Below are 17,664 nucleotides of genomic sequence, written 5' to 3'. Positions count from 1 at the left end.
ATAAGATAACCCTTTGATTTTCAGTAAATCTATTACCTGTTGACTCATTTGAAAAACTGCTTGAAGCTCTTCAATTAAGCCCTGATGCTGTTTGATAGGTCTAAAAAAGTCTTGTTCTTTGGCTGAAAAGGTTTCAAAACAAGTAATAATCTTCTTTGACCAGACAATACTGGGCTCTAAATTCATGAACCGAGCAATCACTCTTTGTTTAGGTGGAAGCAAGTAGGCCACCTCTCTCATGATTCCTTGAAATTTAGCCTGTGCGATGGCTTGCTGCCAACTGATAAACTTACCATGGTTACGATAGTGTTTCTCTACTATCAAGGCTATTTGATGAGAGACGTCTGCAATCCTGATACAACCACTATCACCAATACCCTTGCGTAAATTACTATTGCCATCACTGATAATATAGACAGGTTTACTACCCATTTTTTCTGTCACTTTTTCAATCTCTGCCCTAATATCTTCCGCTTTCCAGGATGATCGCACTGCGATAGACAAAACACTGACCTGTTCATAGTTTAAAGCAGTTGGCTGCTCTTTTTGGGCAGCTACTCCCAAGATAAGTACTAACCTTTGCTGACCGATTACCATACACTCATCAATGATTAAACCATAGGACTTACCAAGCTCACAGACTGGATGAGTATATTTATAGTAGCCTAATTTCTGCACCCATACAGCAATGATACTTTTACTGGGTAAGACGCCTAAAACACCGAATTCTAACTGAATGTATAGCAAAATCTTTACAATTCCTCTATAGCCACAGCCTAAAACCAAGTATAAGTATACACTCATTTGAATAGTCTGAACACTGTACTGATATCCTTGAGCTTTAGTAATCCGACCTGAATTTTGCTTGACAGAACGCAATTCTGAGGATTGTAAGGTCTTATATTTACGCTTCCACAAATCCCGACTCGCCTCTAATTCTTTCAGTCGCTGTCTGAGTTGTCTAAGCTCTGTTCGGCTATTTTTGACTTTTGCTTTTAATTCAGCTATATTTGTTCCTAAAGCATTCCACTGCTTGGGTTCTTGCATATATTTTGTTCTTTTCCAATTACAAAATTGCAAGAACTTTTTCTTTTATTGGACACCCTACCCTATGGGACTTAGAAATATCCCGTAGGGATGTTATATCGGTAGAAAAAATAACTAAATAAATCTTAAGTCCCGTAGGGACGATATATTAAAATCTTCGAATATGTTTCACTCAGGAGATTAACTATAGTATTATTCTACCAGCAAATTTACATTATCAAACTGTAATTTAACCATATTTGCGTAAATTCCTTCTTCTTTCAGAATCAAATCCTCATGCGAGCCTGATTCTGCAATTTCTCCGTCTTTCAGCACATAAATGGTGTCCACATTACGGATAGTTGCCAGACGGTGGGCTATGATAATGGTTGTACGGTTTTTCATTAACTCATCAAGTGCATCTTGCACCAGTTTTTCTGATTCAGAATCCAGTGCACTTGTGGCCTCATCTAAAATCAGAATAGAGGGGTCTTTCAGAATGGCGCGAGCAATAGCCACCCTTTGCCTTTGTCCACCTGATAATTTCACGCCTCTTTCACCTACAATTGTCTGAAATTTTTCAGGGAAAGAACTAATAAAATCAAAAGCATTGGCTTTTCGGGCAGCTTCGTACACTTCTGTTTCGGTAGCCCCCGGTTTTCCGTAAGCAATGTTTTCATAGATAGTGCCGCCAAAAAGCATTACCTCTTGTGGAACTACAGCAATATTACTTCTCAATTCGGTTACATCTTGGGTCGCAATATTTACTCCGTCAATCACAATCTTTCCTTTGGTAAGCGGGTAGAGTTTCATGAGTAATTGCACCAACGTTGATTTACCTGCTCCACTTTGCCCAACTAAAGCCACTTTCTCACCTGCTTTCACCTGAATGGATATATCTTTGAGCACCGTCATATCAGGTCTTGATGGATACACAAAGCCTACATTTTCAAACGAAATATTACCCTGTGTTTTCTTAAATTCAAATGGTCGACTGACATTTACCTCTGATTTTTCCTCTAAAATCTCTAACACTCGTTCAGAAGCACCAATGGTTTTTTGTATCTGGGCATACATATCGCCCAGACCACCTACCGAGCCACCAATAAAACCTGTATAGATAATAAAAGTGAAAAGGTCTTTGAAATCTAACTCTCCGGTCAGTACCAGATTACCCCCATACCACACAACCCCAACAACTCCACCAAACAATACAAAAATAATGAAAGAGATAAAACCACCTCTGAAAGTAGCCGCTTTTAAGGCATAATCAACTACCCGCTGAATAGAAGAAGTATAACGACTCACCTCTAAACGCTCGTTAGTAAAGGCTTTTACAACATTAACCGATTGCAATGTTTCTTCTACAATAATATTGGTTTTAGCTAACTCGTCTTGTACTTTCTTGGAGTTTTTTCTGATGAAACGCCCGAAAATGATGGCAGCAACCACCAGAAACGGGAAAGTAGAAAGCATGAAAAGTGTTAGCTTGCCTGATATAAGCGTAATTAACAATACCCCACCTACTAATGTAAATACCTGACGGAATAACTCTGCCAGTGTAATAGATAAGACATCCTGCAATTGAGAAACATCAGAGGTAATACGACTCATTAATTCACCTACCCGGCTTTTCTCAAAAAAAGTAATAGGCAAAGTAATGATTTTGGTGTATAACTCTTTTCTCAAATCCCGCATCGACTGCTCTGATACCCTTGTAAAAGTATAAACCCTCAGAAACGAGAAAGCCGCCTGTAATATCAATAAGACAACAAAGAGAAAGGTTACTTCATTTAAAGTGAAATTGGGTGCTGAATGAAAAATGTTCTGTAGTTTATCGCCCATTACATTCATATTGCCCATAGGATTGGCATCAGGCAATGTAGTACGTTTTTCAGGAGATACAATGGCACCTACCATTTGTCCCATTAAAAGCGGAATACTCATGGAGGTTAATTGTGAAAGTATCAGAAAAATGAAACCTATCACAAATGTCCATTTATAAGGTAAGGTAAATCTGAAAACTTTCAGGGCTTTCTTAAATCCCTCTTTACTGATTTTTTTCTTGTCTTTTTCTGAAGCCTCTTCTCCAAAACTTCGGGTTCTCTTTGCCATAGTAAGTATCCTCTATCTCATCAGGAGGACTTTAAATTTAAACGGGTACCGGGCATAACCGCTAATCTTCTGTTTGCCCTTTGTATTTTGACTGCTCAAAAATTTCACGCGCATTGGCGTTTTGCATTAATTCTACTAACGTAATCTTGGGGTTTTCGGTTCGGTAACGGCTTACTATTCGCCAACCCAACCACTGACCTATACGTCCCGGACAATCTGAGCCTATTTCAGTTACGTAGGGTCGCTCACCTATATACTTATCTTTAATTCTGTCGTTGGTTTCATACAAGAGCTTGTTGTCAATAAAATGTGCCCATATCTGCCCTTGATTGTGCCAGCTTTTTACAAGATTAGAGTCGGCATAAGCTACTAATAGAGAATCAGCTACATTCGGAATCACAGCTCTTGTAAACTCAAAGCTTTTACCATAAAAAATCAGGTCAGCTAATAAAGTACGGTCGTTTATATCAATTTTGTTATACTTTCTTGATAAAAGCGTAACAACGGTTGGTACAATATAAGGTTTGTCGTAACGCTTCAACATATAGTTGGGGTGTTGCGGACGATATTTAGCTTTAGGCCCAATAAACGATTCTAATGGAATAATAATTAAACTATCGCTCACTACCAGTTCATTATCAAGCCCTGCAAAAGTGGTGATGATTTTAGGTTCTTTAAAATCAGGATAATGGTATTTGATATGTTTAAAAGCTGCTTCAAATTCTTTTTTTAAATCATCTAAATTGCCAAATTTCTGCTGTGTTTGCTCATATAATTCATGAATGGCCGGATGATGAATCAACAAATCAAGTCTGTCAACAAGGCCGGGGTCGTTAGCAGGAGTCTGGTAAAAGGTTTCAACAAAAGTGCGGTGTTTTTCTAAAAAACTTTTGATTTCCTCTTTATTCTTCAATTGCATCAAAGGTTCTTCCAACCGCTCAATAGACACATTTACCGTCACTTTCGATACATCTACATCAGAGGCTTCGGTGGTTGATTCTGAATTTTGACAAGCGTAGAAACAAGAAGAAATGAAACAGAAAAATCCGAGAATACGATATTTCATAAATAGAATGAGTTTTTCCAAAAAACGCACAAAATTAGCTAATTATTTGTCTCATATCACTTAGCTTCGCAAATTATAAGAAGTTTTTAATTTGCCCCTAACCCATAAAGGGGAATTTTACTAAGTGATTATGTTTAATATTTGCTTCAAACAACTGAAAATAAAGATTTTATAAAAAAATATTATAACCCTTAATTAGTGCAAAGTAGGCTGTTTTGGCACTGATTAAGGGTTTTTCTATAAAATTATCATTCTTATGGTATAAAACTTGTTAAAAAACAGATAATCCTAATTGGATTTCTTTGATAATATGTATGAATCTATGTATTTTTGCGGTTCGTTTTTTTACAGGTTTTACCTTTAACCAATTATCACCTAAAAACACGGACTAAAATTCAGTATAAAATAAAAACTAATGGCTTTAATTAACAAAATTCGGGAGCGTTCGGGAATCGCAGTTGCAGTAATTGCAATTGCCCTTATTCTATTTATCGTTGGAGGAGATTTATTCTACGGCAGTGGTGGAAATGGTGGCCTATTTGGCGGTAACAGAAATAAAATTGGTGAAATTGCCGGAACGAGCATTGATGCACAGGCATTTCAGGCAAAATTAGATGTAGCTCGTACCAATTACGAACAACAGTCAGGAAGAGCATTACAAGATCAGGAATTGCAACAACTCCGCAATCAGGTGTGGGAGCAAATGATTTTTGATATTGCTTACAAAGAAGAATTTGAAAAATTAGGCTTAAAAGTAACTCCTGATGAATTACGTGAGATGATTCAAGGCACTAAAAACCTGAGTCCGATGATCAGACAACAGTTTACCGACCCTCAAACAGGGCAGTACGACCGTAATCGTCATATCGAATTCATCAATGCGGCTGCAAGTAATCAATTGCCAGCTCCTCAAAAAATGGCTTGGGACCAGATTAAAGAAGGTGCTATGCAACAACGTTTGTTAGAAAAATACAATGCTTTGTTAAGCGCATCAACTTTTGTTACTACAGCCGAAGCGAAAAAAGAATACGAAGGCCAAGTAACGAAGGCAGATGCTAAATATTTATACATACCTTATTTTAGTGTAAACGATACTACTATTAAAGTAACAGACAGTCAGTTGTCTGACTACCTGAGCAAACACAGCAAGGAATATGTAGGCTATGATAGCCGCTCATTCGACTACGTAGTGTATCAGGTAGCACCAACCAAAGAAGATAGCTCGGCACTTTACGAAGACATCAAGTCTTTTGCTAAAGGTTTAGCCGCTGCTGCTGACCCACAGGCTTATGCGTCTGCTAACTCAGAAGTAAGATACCCTTACGAGCGTTCAGCCAGCGAATTAAGTGCTGATTTGAAAACTGCTTTAAGCACTGCTATCCCTGGTGCTGTAATCGGGCCATTCAAAGAAGGCAATGTATATTCTATTCATAAATACGAAGGTACTACTACCGATACTGCTTATACCGTTCGTGCAAGTCATATCCTGATTCCTTTTGCCGCAGGTGCCCCTGATTCATTAAAGGCTACGGCTCGTGCACAGGCTCAGACGTTATTAGACCAGTTGAAACAAGGTGCTGATTTTGCTACATTGGCTCGTACTAATAGCCAGGACGGTTCGGCACAACAAGGTGGAGATTTAGGTTTCTTCAAACAAGGCCGTATGGTGAAACCATTCAATGATGCCGTGTTTGGCATGAGTGGAACCGGTTTGATACCAAATCTTGTAGAAACAGAGTATGGTTACCATATCATTAAAGTTACAGAGCCAAAATCTAATCTTAAATACAAAGTTGCCAGCATCAGCCGTGAATTACAGGCAAGTGAAGCTACACGTAATGCTATCTATCAAAAAGCTGAAACTTTACGTTCGAGCGTAGATTCAGACAAAGAGTTTGAAGAAGCTGTGAAAAAAGACCCTAAATTGGTAATGCTGAAAGCTGAAAGAGTTTTCCCTGATGCAGCAGCATTTAATACGATTCAGAATGCACGTGAAGTAGTTTTGTGGGCTTTTGGTGATGATGCCAAAGTAGGTTCGGTTTCAAACAGAGTTTTTGAAATTGGCGATAACTTTATTGTAGCGGCTATCAGATCTAAATCTGATAAAGACAATCCTAAAGTAGATGATTTCAGAGAGGCTTTGACAGCGAAAGTTCGTAATGAAGTGAAAGCGGAACAAATCATGAAAAAATTAAGTGGTGCTACTGGAACGCTTGAGCAAATTGCTCAGAAATACGGTGCAGGTGCCATAGTTGAAGCAGCTAACCAGATTAGCTTTGCAACAGGTTTATTGACTACTCCTGGTGTTGACCCTGTTGCTATCGGTAAGATTTTCAGCTTGGCTGCCGGTAAACGTTCGAAACCATTTGTAGGCGAAAACGGTGTATTTATTGTAGAAACTACTGCTATTACTCCTGCGCCTGCTATTGCTGATTACTCACAATACAAAACACAGGTAATGCAACGTTCGGGTGGATTTGGTGCTTCTTACTTAGCTAACCAGGCTATTCGTGATAATGCCAATATCAAAGACAACAGAGCTAAATTCTTCTGATATTATCAGATATAATATTTAGTAAATAAAAATAGCAGCCTTTCGGGCTGCTATTTTTTGTATTACGATTTCTCAAATCTTCAACTAAACCGACTTACCACGGCTCTTATGTCTTCTGTAGTATATTCTTTGTCCTGCCATGCTTCCAATCGCTTATTCATCGTCTTAAACCACAACGGCGGCACCAGCGAAATCAGTATCATCAGGGTATATCCATAAGGCAATTGGGGGCTTTCGTCGAAATGCCTCAATACCTGATAAGGTCTTGCTGCATAAGCATGATGGTCTGAATGACGTTGTAAATGAAATAACATCAGATTACTATAATAATGATTGGCATTCCACGAATGTAAAGGATTCACCTTTTCATATTTCCCTGGGGCTATCTCTTTACGCATAATGCCATAATGTTCTATGTAATTAACACACTCTAAAGAAAGCACAGCTATAATGCTTTGTATGATGATGAACGTGGGTATAATCCATTCAAATTTACCTGCCAGATAGCTGAAAAACGCAGTCAGGCCAATGCAGAATAAGATGGGCAAAACAACCGCCCAAATCATGCCATTGTGCCTCGACCATACCGATAAGTTTTGCTTGGCCAGTTGTTTCTTCTCAATTTTCCACGCACTTCTGAAACTGCCGATTAAGGTCTGTTTCCAGAAAGAAAATATGCTCTGGTTTTTGCGGGCAGTGGCCGGGTCGAGCGGGGTAGCTACATGTGTATGGTGTCCCCGGTTATGTTCTATCAGAAAGTGCATATAGCCTACGGTCATCAGAGCAGCTTTGGCATGAAATTGTGCCAACGGATGGGTACGATGTCCTAATTCATGAGCCACATTAATAATAGTTGAAGCATAAACACCCTGACTTAGTATTAAACCCACTACTTGCCACCAGGTAAGGTTATCATATATCAGAATATAACAGCCCCACAGCAACATGAAATACTGAATATAGACATGAGAATACACCAATATATCAAAATATTTGTCTTTAATCAATTGTTCATATTCTTCTGTGCTGGCATTTTGCGAATCCCGACTGATTACTGCATCCATAACAGGCACAAGTATATACCCATAGATAAATACAAAAAAAGTCCAGTTATGGCTGATAAAGTAGTAACCTGTCAGCATAAAAACAATGAAAGTGTATCCCCAGGCAAAGCCGATTTTCTTACGGATATGCATAATTTTTAAAATTTAGTACATAACTTACTATCAGGGTCTTGCAAAACTTGTATTTTTGTTACGAATATACATTCCTGCAACCCCTAACACGGCATTAATGACAGAATTTTTTATTTTTTTAAAATTAGGCTATCAGCATATAACCGACATCAATGGCTATGATCATATTCTTTTTGTAGTAGCTTTATGTGCCATTTATCGCATAACCGATTGGAAAAAAGTACTGGTTCTCGTTACTGCCTTTACTATTGGCCATTCGGTTACATTGGCACTGGCAGCTTTAAACGTAATTAATTATAGTACCGACCTGATAGAGTTTCTGATTCCGGTTACGATTATCTTTACCTGTCTGACTAATCTTTTTCATAAAAGCAGTGAAACTGTTTCAGGCAAAGAAAATTTCTCACCTGTCAGGTATATCCTTGCACTTGGTTTCGGATTAATTCATGGCATGGGCTTTTCCAACTATTTACGTAGTCTGTTGGGTAAAGACCAAAACATTATTCCGCAATTATTAGCTTTTAATATCGGGCTCGAATTCGGGCAGCTATTTATTATCGCTATTGCTATGGGGCTTGGTTTTTTAGTGATGAATGTCTTTAAAGTAAAAAAACATACCTGGAACCTTATTCTTTCGAGTTTTGTAGCAGGTGTTGCTTTTAAATTAATGACAGAAAAGTGGTTTTTCTGAATAGAATATCCCCTCAATTGCGTGATTGTCAGTCAATAAATATTCCTAACTTCGCATATATTTTATATCAATATCTGAACTGTAATAAAACCTTCATCAAGGCATGAAAAAACTTTCCATTCTGATTGGATTAATGGTTTTCGGAGCTTTGTCGCTCAATGCACAACAAGCACCTACCACTCAATTCAATGCCAATACCAGATTCGAACAAATGGGTACGGGCTTACCTACACCTAACACCTATCGTACCGCCTCGGGGGCTCCGGGTAGAGATTACTGGCAACAAAAAGCAGATTATGACATCAAAGCTGAGTTAGATGATGTCAATCAGATTATTACAGGCACCGAAAAAATTACTTATACTACCAATGCGCCTGAAGAATTGCGCTACTTGTGGCTACAGTTAGACCAGAATGTATTTTCTAAAAACTCTGACGGTAATATTACCCGCCAATCGGCTATTAATCCTACCAATGGGTCAAGTTTTACCACACTCGGTAATTTAAGCGGCGCCAATGATAAAGACTATGGCTACAAGATTTCGGCAGTAAAAGATGCCACAGGTAAAGATTTACGCTATACGATTAATGGTACCATGATGCGCGTTGATTTACCTACACCATTGGCTAAGGGTATGTCGTTTGTATTTCAGGTTGACTGGAAATTCAATATTGTTAATTTAAGTACAATAGGTAGTGCCCGTAGTGGTTATGAGCTTTTTCCTAAAGATGGTAATATCATGTATGATATTGCCCAGTGGTTTCCTCGTATGGCAGTTTATGATGACGTAAACGGCTGGCAACACAAACAGTTTTTAGGTCAAGGTGAATTTACACTGCCTTTCGGAGACTATAAAGTAGCTTTAACAGTACCTAACGACATGATTTTAGGTGCCACAGGAGAATTACAAAACCCGAAAGACGTACTGACAGCTACGCAACAAAAACGCCTCGACCAGGCAAAAACTGCCAAAACCCCTGTATTGATTGTAACGCAGGAAGAAGCCGAGGCAGCAGAGAAAGGCAAACCATCAGGCAAAAAAACATGGGTATATGTAGCCAAAAATGTACGTGATTTTGCTTTTGCTACCTCACGTAAATTTATATGGGATGCCATGCAGGTAGAGGTAGAAGGCAAAAAGGTATGGGCTATGTCTTTGTATCCGAAAGAAGCTAATCCGCTCTGGGGACAATATTCAACCCGTTTGGTGGCGCATACGCTGGTTAATTACTCAAAACGCACCATTGCCTATCCTTATCCCGTAGCCTATTCGGTACATGCACCGAATATGATTGGTGGTATGGAATACCCTATGATGAGTTTCAACAGTAGCCGCCCAGAAGCTGATGGTACTTATTCAGAAGGCACAAAAAACTTCCTGATATTGGTAATTATTCATGAAGTAGGACATAATTTCTTCCCGATGATCGTAAACTCTGACGAGCGTCAGTGGTCGTGGATGGATGAAGGTCTGAATTCTTTCTTAGAAGGATTAACCTGTTTGGAATGGGACAGAAATTTCCCTGCTACGGGTATCGAGCCGCAATACATTACAGGCTATATGAAACTTGATGCAGACAAGCAAAATTCCATTATGAGTAGTTCTGATAATATTATTCCGGGTACATTCGGCCCAAATGCCTATTCAAAACCAGCTACGGGGTTAAATATCCTGCGTGAAACAATTATGGGTCGTGAATTATTTGATTATGCCTTCAAAGAATATTCACGTCGCTGGGCATTTAAACACCCAACCCCTGCCGATTTCTTCCGTACGATGGAAGATGCATCAGGCGTTGACTTAGACTGGTTTTGGAAAGGCTGGTTCTATGGTGTTGAACCTGTTGACCAGGCCATTGCCAATGTAGAATGGTATAGCATAGATACCCAAGACCCGGCTAAACAAAAATCAATGGCAAAAGCTGATGCCGATGCCAAGCGGGAAACTTTAAGTAATATCCGTAACAAAACTGATATTAAACAAACTGTGGTAGAAGCAGATTCGACCATGAGAGATTTCTATAACTCTTATGATAGATTTGCTGTAACAGACGCCGATAAAAAGAAATATGAGCAATACCTTTCTACACTAACTGCCGACGAGCGGAAAATGGTAGATGAAGGTAAAAATTTCTATGTGTTAAGCCTGAAAAATAAAGGAGGTCTGGTAATGCCTGTGATTATCAGAATGGTGTTTGAAGACGGTACTTTTGAAGATGTAAGAATACCTGTTGAATTGTGGAGAGTGAATGATAAAGAGGTGAAAAAGACTTTGGTAACTACTAAAAAAGTAGCCAAGTTTCAGTTAGACCCTTACTACGAAATTCCTGATATTGATACCTCTGATAATACCTTCCCGAAAGAACCGGAGCAACCAAGTCGTTTTCAGGCCTTTAAGCAAAGAGGTTTTGGCGGTGGTCCGAATCCTATGCAGGAAGCAAAGAAAAATCAGCCGACAGGTGTACAAACAAGTGGAGAGAAGAAATAACAATTGTTGGATAAATAATGTTAAATTGGCCGGAGAGATTCTTCTCCGGCTTTTTTATTCAACAAACCACAAGCTCAACTATGCAAACCTTAAAACTTTCGATAGAAAATCATATTGCGCACGTTATTCTGAATCGCCCCGAAAAAGCCAATGCGCTTAATCAATCGGCTTGGGATGAAATTAAAGAGATTTTTGAGAATCTGGATGAGAATCCTGAGGTACGGGTCATTGTTTTAGAAGGTGGCGAAAGCAATCATTTTTGCGCAGGGATTGATTTGAGTTTACTGATGTCGGTATCGCAGACTGATATTAATTGTGAGGGGCGAAGAAGAGAGAAAGTGAGAAAAGATGTATTCCGTTTACAAGCGCCCATTAATGCTATTGAGAATTGCTCTAAACCTGTATTAGTAGCCGTGCACGGCGGGTGTATCGGTGGAGGCGTAGACGTAATTTGTGCCTGCGATATGCGCTATTGCACCGAAGATGCCTACTTTACCATTAGAGAAATAGATATGGGCATGGTAGCCGACTTAGGCACCTTACAACGCTTGCCAAAATTAATAGGTGATGGCTTGGTGCGTGAAATGGCCTATACAGGCAGAAATGTAGATGGCAAAGAAGCAGAAAAAATCGGCATCGTCAATCGGGCTTTTCCTGATAAAAGTACAATGATGGAAGAGGTATTTAAAATCGCTGCTACAATCGCTTCTAAATCGCCTATTTCTATTCGTGGTACTAAACATATTTTGCTCCACACCAGAGACCATTCGGTAGCCGACGGACTGAATTATATGGCAACCTGGAATGCTGCTATGCTGCTATCAAATGATTTGCAGGAGGCATTTATGGCTAAAATGCAGAAGCGGGAGAGTAATTTTGAGGATTGAATTATTGTGGCGCAAACGGGACGTTTGCGCCACAATAAGACAGCCATAAACAAAAAATCCCTGCCACTCGGTAGGGATTTTTTGATATATTTTCAATCAGCTTATGCCATTGCAAAAGCACCTTTGCTTTCGTAGCGTTTACGCTCGTTTTCGTCAAGGTAAATTTTACGCATACGAATAGACTTAGGCGTGATTTCCAGGTATTCATCTTTCTGGATATACTCCATCGCATCTTCTAATGAGAAGTTGATTTTCGGAGCAATACGTACGTTATCATCAGAACCCGAAGCACGCATATTGGTTAACTTCTTCGCTGTTTGCAGATTAATCACAAGGTCGTTCTGACGGTTGTGCTCACCTACTACCATACCCATATAAATATCTTCGTTCGGGTCTATAAAGAATACACCTCTATCCTGTAATTTATCAATCGAATAAGGTGTAGCAGGGCCATTACCCATCGAAATCAACGAACCGTTGATGCGACCCGGAATAGCACCTTTGAATGGTTCATAAGCCTTGAAACGGTGATTCATGATAGCCTCACCATAAGTAGCTGTCAAAACATTTGAACGAAGACCAATCAAGCCACGAGACGGAATATTGAACTCTAAGTGTTGTAAATCACCTTTAGGTTCCATAATCAATAACTCACCTTTACGTTGTGTTACCAGTTCGATTACTTTACCTGCTGTTTCTTCCGGTACATCTACTACCAAGGTTTCAACTGGTTCTAATCTCTCGCCATTATCACCCTCTTTATATAATACCTGTGGCTGACCTACCTGTAACTCATATCCTTCACGACGCATCGTTTCAATTAAAACCGACAAGTGAAGAATACCACGACCAAACACTACAAATTTATCTTCTGTTTCACCTGTTTCTACACGTAGAGCCAGGTTTTTCTCTGTTTCTTTCATCAAACGGTCACGTAAGTGGCGTGAGGTAACAAATTTACCTTCTTTACCAAAGAACGGCGAGTTATTGATGGTGAACAACATATTCATGGTTGGCTCATCAATAGAAATACGTGGTAACGCTTCCGGATTTTCTGCATCAGCAATAGTATCACCGATTTCAAAATCTTCAATACCTGTTACCGCACAAATCTCACCAGAACCTACTTCAGTAACTCTCGCTTTGCCCAAACCTTCAAATACGTGTAATTCTTTCACACGCATTTTTTTAGCGCTACCGTCAGCTTTCAGAAGTGCTACCTGCATACCTTCTTTCAATACGCCTCTGGCCACACGACCGATAGCAATACGACCCACGAAAGAGGAATAGTCTAAAGAAGTAATCTGCATTTGTGCACTACCATCTACTACCGGAGAGGCAGGAATATTAGCCACAATCGCATCTAACAACGGAATAATATCTGTCGTTGGTTTTTTCCAGTCGGTACTCATCCAACCTTGTTTTGACGAACCATACAAGCAAGGGAAGTCTAACTGGTCTTCTGTTGCATCAAGGTTAAACATCAAATCAAAAACCTGCTCGTGTACTTCGTCAGGACGGCAGTTTTCTTTATCTACTTTGTTTACTACTACAATGGGTTTCAATCCTAATTGCAGGGCTTTTCCCAATACGAAACGGGTTTGAGGCATTGGCCCCTCAAAAGCATCAACTAATAAAATAACACCATCAGCTAATTTTAGCACTCGCTCTACCTCACCACCAAAGTCGGCGTGGCCTGGGGTATCAATAATATTAATTTTTACATCATTATAACGTACAGATACGTTTTTTGACACAATGGTGATTCCGCGCTCACGTTCCAAATCATTGTTATCAAGAATTAAATCACCGAATTCCTGATTCTCTCTGAAAATTTTTGAAGCATGAATAATTTTGTCAACCAGCGTTGTTTTGCCGTGGTCAACGTGGGCAATAATGGCAATGTTTCTAATATTTTGCATTGAAGTCTAACTGTTATCGTAATGCGTCAATCTTTACCCCAACGCATCACGGATAAACGACTAACGAACTACACCTTTTGTAATAAACTGCAAAATTAGAAAAATACAATGAGAAATCCTCATTTTTCTATAATAATCCTATGATTATCAAATTGTTAATAAGAATAGTACAAAAAAGGAAGTATTTTGCACAGCAGTTTATTTATATGAAGTATATACGAAAGTCCGAAAAAATTTTAAGCTTATGAACAAAGTTTCAGCATACTAACGAGTAAAAGCTGATAACAGATATAACATAACCCCTGAATATCTGTTGCTGATATAGAGACAATTGATTTTACAATTATTTATCCGATATAGGTAAGCTACCCCTTTGATTCCAGTTCTACTTTATAGCCATTGCCATAGCTGATGCGTAGGTTGGCATTGATATTTTTTGCCCGCATACGCATATTATTCATGCCTAAACCATCGCTATTGGGTTTCTTTTGCGCAGAACCATCATCATAAATTAATAAATAGAAATCATTTTTTTTCTGCCTGAAAAGAATCTCAACATTTCTGGCATCTGAGTGTTTACAGATATTAGTAATGGCTTCTTTTAAAATCAGGTAGATATTCTGGCGTTTTTCGGGGTTGATAAATTTCTTTGAATCTTCTATCTCTACTTTAAAGGTATGTTTTATCTGCTTCATATTCAGGCTTCGTTCTGCAAAGACCCGCATTCTGTCTATCAGATTTTCGTATTTGTCTTTTCTTGAATCTATGGCCCATACAGTATCCCGCATGCGCTCCATCGCATCGTGGCTCATGGTACTGATTTCAAGTAAGGATTCTTTTTGCTCCTCTTTGGCCGAAAAAGCCAACATCTGCGATTGCATAGCAAGCCCCGACAAAACCGAACCCACATCATCATGCAAATCGGCTGAGATTTTTGTGCGAATCGTCTCTAATGCTTTTACCCTTCTTACACCTTGTTCAACTCTGTAATTGATAATTGCGTAAATAACAGAGCCAATAATCAATGCGTAAACTATATATGCCCACCATGTTAGCCAGAATGGCGGGCGAATCGTAAACGAATAGGCTAATTCATCGCTCCAGTTGCCATCGCTATTCATGGTTTTTACCTTAAAAACATAGTTTCCCGTAGGTAAGTTACCATAAACTGCTTCCGAACGGGCAGACGGCACACTCCATGTTTTTTCAAGCCCTTCTAAGATATATTGATAAATAAGTTTTTGAGGTGTGTTGGTGTTAATGCCCACAAACTCAAAGTTAAGATAATTGTTATTGTAGGCCAGACTTAGGTCTTCGGGAAGTTTATTCCATTTTGATAACTGCCTGAATTTGTAACTGGCTACTTTTATTCCATTTTTCAGTATAAAACTGGTGTCTTTTTTCCAGTCTATGGGTTCATTGTAAAGCTTGATATTAGTCAGTTCTACTGTAGGTTTTTCTGCTTTAACGAGTTCCTGATTCGGGTCAAAAATAGTTACCCTATCTACCATCGGTAACCAGATTTTACCACTCGAATCCTCTACTATATCAAATCTCCCTGCACCAAAGCTCAGGTAGCCTTGTTCGGCATTGTAGTTTCTGAAATAAACAGGCTTTTCTAAAGGATTTGCTGAGGCTAATTGCTGAACTGCTGACGCAGGCAATTTACTTAAACCAATACGGGTATTAAACCAGAGATTGCCCGATTTATCTTCTAAAATACCAAAGGCCGTATTATTGCTTAACCCTTCTTTTTCTGTAAAGTGGATAAAGGTTTTGTTTTTATAGTTCAGACAAGTAACCCCGTCGCTTAGATTGGTAAACCAGAAATTGCCGTGTTTATCTTCAATCACACTTTCAACAACGTTGAAATGAAACCCTTCTTTTTCTGTAAAATTAGTCAGGGTTTTTCCGCTTTTATCTAATCTTGAAACACCATTAAACGTACAAAACCACATATTCTCTTCCCTGTCCTGCCATACTTTCACTACCTGCCCTTGTGGCAACCCGTTTTTGGGAGAAAAAAAGGTGGCGGTAGTGTCATTTTTATTCATTCTGAAAATGCCGTTTTTATGCCGCGAACTATACCAGATATTACCTGCCTTATCTTCAAAAATACAAACCACATAAGTGCCACTATCTCTGAAATGCGTCAGTGTTTTACCATCGGCATTAAACCGGACAATATTAGAAAACATTGCCCCGACCCATGTATTACCTGCCTGGTCGTGCATGATATTGGTAATATCATTGTTTGTCAGACCCTGAGAGGTAGTATAGCTTTTAATAGTATTGGTTTCGAAATCAATTTTTGAAACCCCTCCATGTTCGGTTCCCACCCATATATTCTGTTTATTATCTTTGCCTACACAACTGACAGAAAGGTTTAACAAACCATCTTTCTGCGTGAGATTACTGACCAGTTTACTGTACTTTACTGCGCCTTTTTGTGTACCAAACCAGATATTGCCATTATGGTCTTCCATAGCCGACATGACCATTATATCAGGTAATCCTTCGTTAGTGGTAATATTTGTGGCGGTTTTTCCTGATTTATCAATCCGGCATACACCTCCCGGCTCTCCTCCAAACCAGATATTGCCACCTCTGTCAACTATTAATCTACCCGCCCAACTATTGTTCAATAAACCAAGTGCATGATGGAAATTTATGCCATCAAACTTTACTACGCCGGTCCAGGTAGTCATCCATAAATGGCCTGATGCGTCGTTGGTCAAATCCAAAAGAGAATTATTGGGAAGCCCTTCGTTGGTAGTATATGCTGAAAAACTCCTGAAATCATACTTTATTAAATCCCCGTTTTCCGTAGCAAACCAGATATTACCCTTTTTGTCTTCTACAATGCCAAATACCGCAGCCGGCACACCTTGCTTAGACCCAAAATGCGTAAAGGTTTTTCTGTCTTTATCCAGCATTGTTACACCATTTCCTTTTGTGGCAAACCAGATATTGTTTTTACTATCCTCTAAAATCTTGAATATACTGTTGCCACTCAGGCCCTCGTTGCTGGTATAATTGGTAAAATTCTCACCATCATACTTGGTAACACCCCCTCTGAAACCCAACCAGATATTGCCTTCGTGGTCTTCTATACCGGTTTCAAAAAAGTTATCAACCAAGCCACTTTTTCTGTTGAAATTCTCAAAGGTATGTCCGTTATATTTTGAAATACCATTAAAAGTACCCAGCCATATATTCCCCTTCTTGTCTTGAAAAAGGTTGTGAATCTGGCTTTCAATGAGCCCTTCGTTCATGGTAAGGAACGTCAGATTAAAAGGGTTATATTCTCTCGAAACAGGTGCTTTAGCAATGTTAATGGTAGGTTTTCCGGCGGGAACAGGTTTATGAATCGCTGGAACTGTTTTAGGTATGAGAACAGTATCTTTACCTAAAGTATATACCATAGGATTGCCTGCAATAACCGTTTTCCATTCGATTGACTTTGAATAATTCGGGATAGATACTTCCGTGGGTTTACCCAGTGGAACTGTCTCAATTTTACCGATTGGTAGTGTTTCCAATGGGGGCATGGTATCTAAAGAGATTACCCTGCCATTGGCCGGAAAGATTTTTAGTTTGGATAGCTCGTTCTGTGAATCGTTTGTCGGCTTGCAGGCTAACATCAGGTTCAGGCATGTACAAATGGGTAGTATTTGTAAAGCAAAGTTTCTAAGGGTAATAATAGGCTTCAAAGTATG

10 protein-coding genes are annotated in these 17,664 nt (G+C 39.1%); 4 read left to right on the top strand and 6 right to left on the bottom strand.

Features of this window, described 5'->3' with window-relative positions; translation table 11 throughout:
• The 3 genes from EWM59_RS17410 to gldB all read right to left on the bottom strand — a co-directional run.
• Nucleotides 1–1,047 (bottom strand): hypothetical protein (locus EWM59_RS17410; protein WP_130020236.1); only part of this gene is annotated, 1,047 nt, incomplete at its 3' end.
• 192 nt (nt 1,048–1,239) lie between these two features.
• Nucleotides 1,240–3,141: an ABC transporter ATP-binding protein gene (locus EWM59_RS17405; protein ID WP_130022514.1), complete on the bottom strand. Its 1,902-nt coding sequence runs from the start codon at nt 3,139–3,141 to the stop codon at nt 1,240–1,242.
• A 61-nt stretch (nt 3,142–3,202) separates the two neighbouring features.
• Nucleotides 3,203–4,207 carry a gliding motility lipoprotein GldB gene (gene gldB, locus EWM59_RS17400; RefSeq protein WP_130022512.1) on the bottom strand — a complete coding sequence of 335 codons (1,005 nt, stop codon included), beginning with the start codon at nt 4,205–4,207 and terminating at the stop codon, nt 3,203–3,205.
• 415 nt (nt 4,208–4,622) lie between these two features.
• On the opposite strand from gldB, the gene EWM59_RS17395 reads away from it, so the two are divergent.
• On the top strand, nt 4,623–6,761 hold the full coding sequence (locus EWM59_RS17395) for a peptidylprolyl isomerase (protein ID WP_130022511.1): 2,139 nt from the start codon (nt 4,623–4,625) through the stop codon (nt 6,759–6,761).
• An 80-nt stretch (nt 6,762–6,841) separates the two neighbouring features.
• Here the strand turns inward: EWM59_RS17395 and EWM59_RS17390 are convergent, their stop codons facing one another.
• Complete coding sequence (locus EWM59_RS17390) at nt 6,842–7,957, bottom strand: alkane 1-monooxygenase (RefSeq protein ID WP_130022509.1); 1,116 nt, start codon at nt 7,955–7,957, stop codon at nt 6,842–6,844.
• A 97-nt stretch (nt 7,958–8,054) separates the two neighbouring features.
• On the opposite strand from EWM59_RS17390, the gene EWM59_RS17385 reads away from it, so the two are divergent.
• The 3 genes from EWM59_RS17385 to EWM59_RS17375 all read left to right on the top strand — a co-directional run bounded on the left by EWM59_RS17385 (nt 8,055) and on the right by EWM59_RS17375 (nt 12,023).
• Complete coding sequence (locus tag EWM59_RS17385; protein ID WP_130022507.1) at nt 8,055–8,648, top strand: HupE/UreJ family protein; 594 nt, start codon at nt 8,055–8,057, stop codon at nt 8,646–8,648.
• 103 nt (nt 8,649–8,751) lie between these two features.
• Entirely contained in the window at nt 8,752–11,136 is a 2,385-nt protein-coding gene (locus tag EWM59_RS17380) for a M1 family metallopeptidase (RefSeq protein WP_130022505.1), read from the top strand.
• Between the two features lie 80 nt (nt 11,137–11,216).
• Entirely contained in the window at nt 11,217–12,023 is an 807-nt protein-coding gene (locus tag EWM59_RS17375; protein WP_130022503.1) for a crotonase/enoyl-CoA hydratase family protein, read from the top strand.
• A gap of 101 nt (nt 12,024–12,124) precedes the next feature.
• Here the strand turns inward: EWM59_RS17375 and typA are convergent, their stop codons facing one another.
• Together typA and EWM59_RS17365 are read right to left on the bottom strand one after the other, a co-directional pair.
• The gene (typA, locus tag EWM59_RS17370; RefSeq protein WP_130022501.1) at nt 12,125–13,945 is read right to left on the bottom strand and encodes a translational GTPase TypA; all 1,821 of its coding nucleotides are present in this window, start codon (nt 13,943–13,945) and stop codon (nt 12,125–12,127) included.
• Nucleotides 13,946–14,310: 365 nt separating this feature from the next.
• Nucleotides 14,311–17,658: a sensor histidine kinase gene (locus EWM59_RS17365; protein WP_130022499.1), complete on the bottom strand. Its 3,348-nt coding sequence runs from the start codon at nt 17,656–17,658 to the stop codon at nt 14,311–14,313.
• Between the last annotated feature and the right edge of the window lie 6 nt (nt 17,659–17,664).

The organism is Emticicia agri (assembly GCF_004168285.1).
Classification (GTDB): Bacteria; Bacteroidota; Bacteroidia; order Cytophagales; family Spirosomataceae; genus Emticicia; species Emticicia agri.
This window is presented reverse-complemented; position numbering and strand designations above follow the sequence as displayed.

Coding starts and splice junctions, on each gene's coding strand:
- typA (WP_130022501.1), bottom strand. CDS start 13,945: ATGCAAAATATTAGAAACATTGCCATTATTGCCCACGTTGACCACGGC.
- EWM59_RS17385 (WP_130022507.1), top strand. CDS start 8,055: ATGACAGAATTTTTTATTTTTTTAAAATTAGGCTATCAGCATATAACC.
- EWM59_RS17380 (WP_130022505.1), top strand. CDS start 8,752: ATGAAAAAACTTTCCATTCTGATTGGATTAATGGTTTTCGGAGCTTTG.
- EWM59_RS17390 (WP_130022509.1), bottom strand. CDS start 7,957: ATGCATATCCGTAAGAAAATCGGCTTTGCCTGGGGATACACTTTCATT.
- EWM59_RS17395 (WP_130022511.1), top strand. CDS start 4,623: ATGGCTTTAATTAACAAAATTCGGGAGCGTTCGGGAATCGCAGTTGCA.
- EWM59_RS17405 (WP_130022514.1), bottom strand. CDS start 3,141: ATGGCAAAGAGAACCCGAAGTTTTGGAGAAGAGGCTTCAGAAAAAGAC.
- gldB (WP_130022512.1), bottom strand. CDS start 4,207: ATGAAATATCGTATTCTCGGATTTTTCTGTTTCATTTCTTCTTGTTTC.
- EWM59_RS17375 (WP_130022503.1), top strand. CDS start 11,217: ATGCAAACCTTAAAACTTTCGATAGAAAATCATATTGCGCACGTTATT.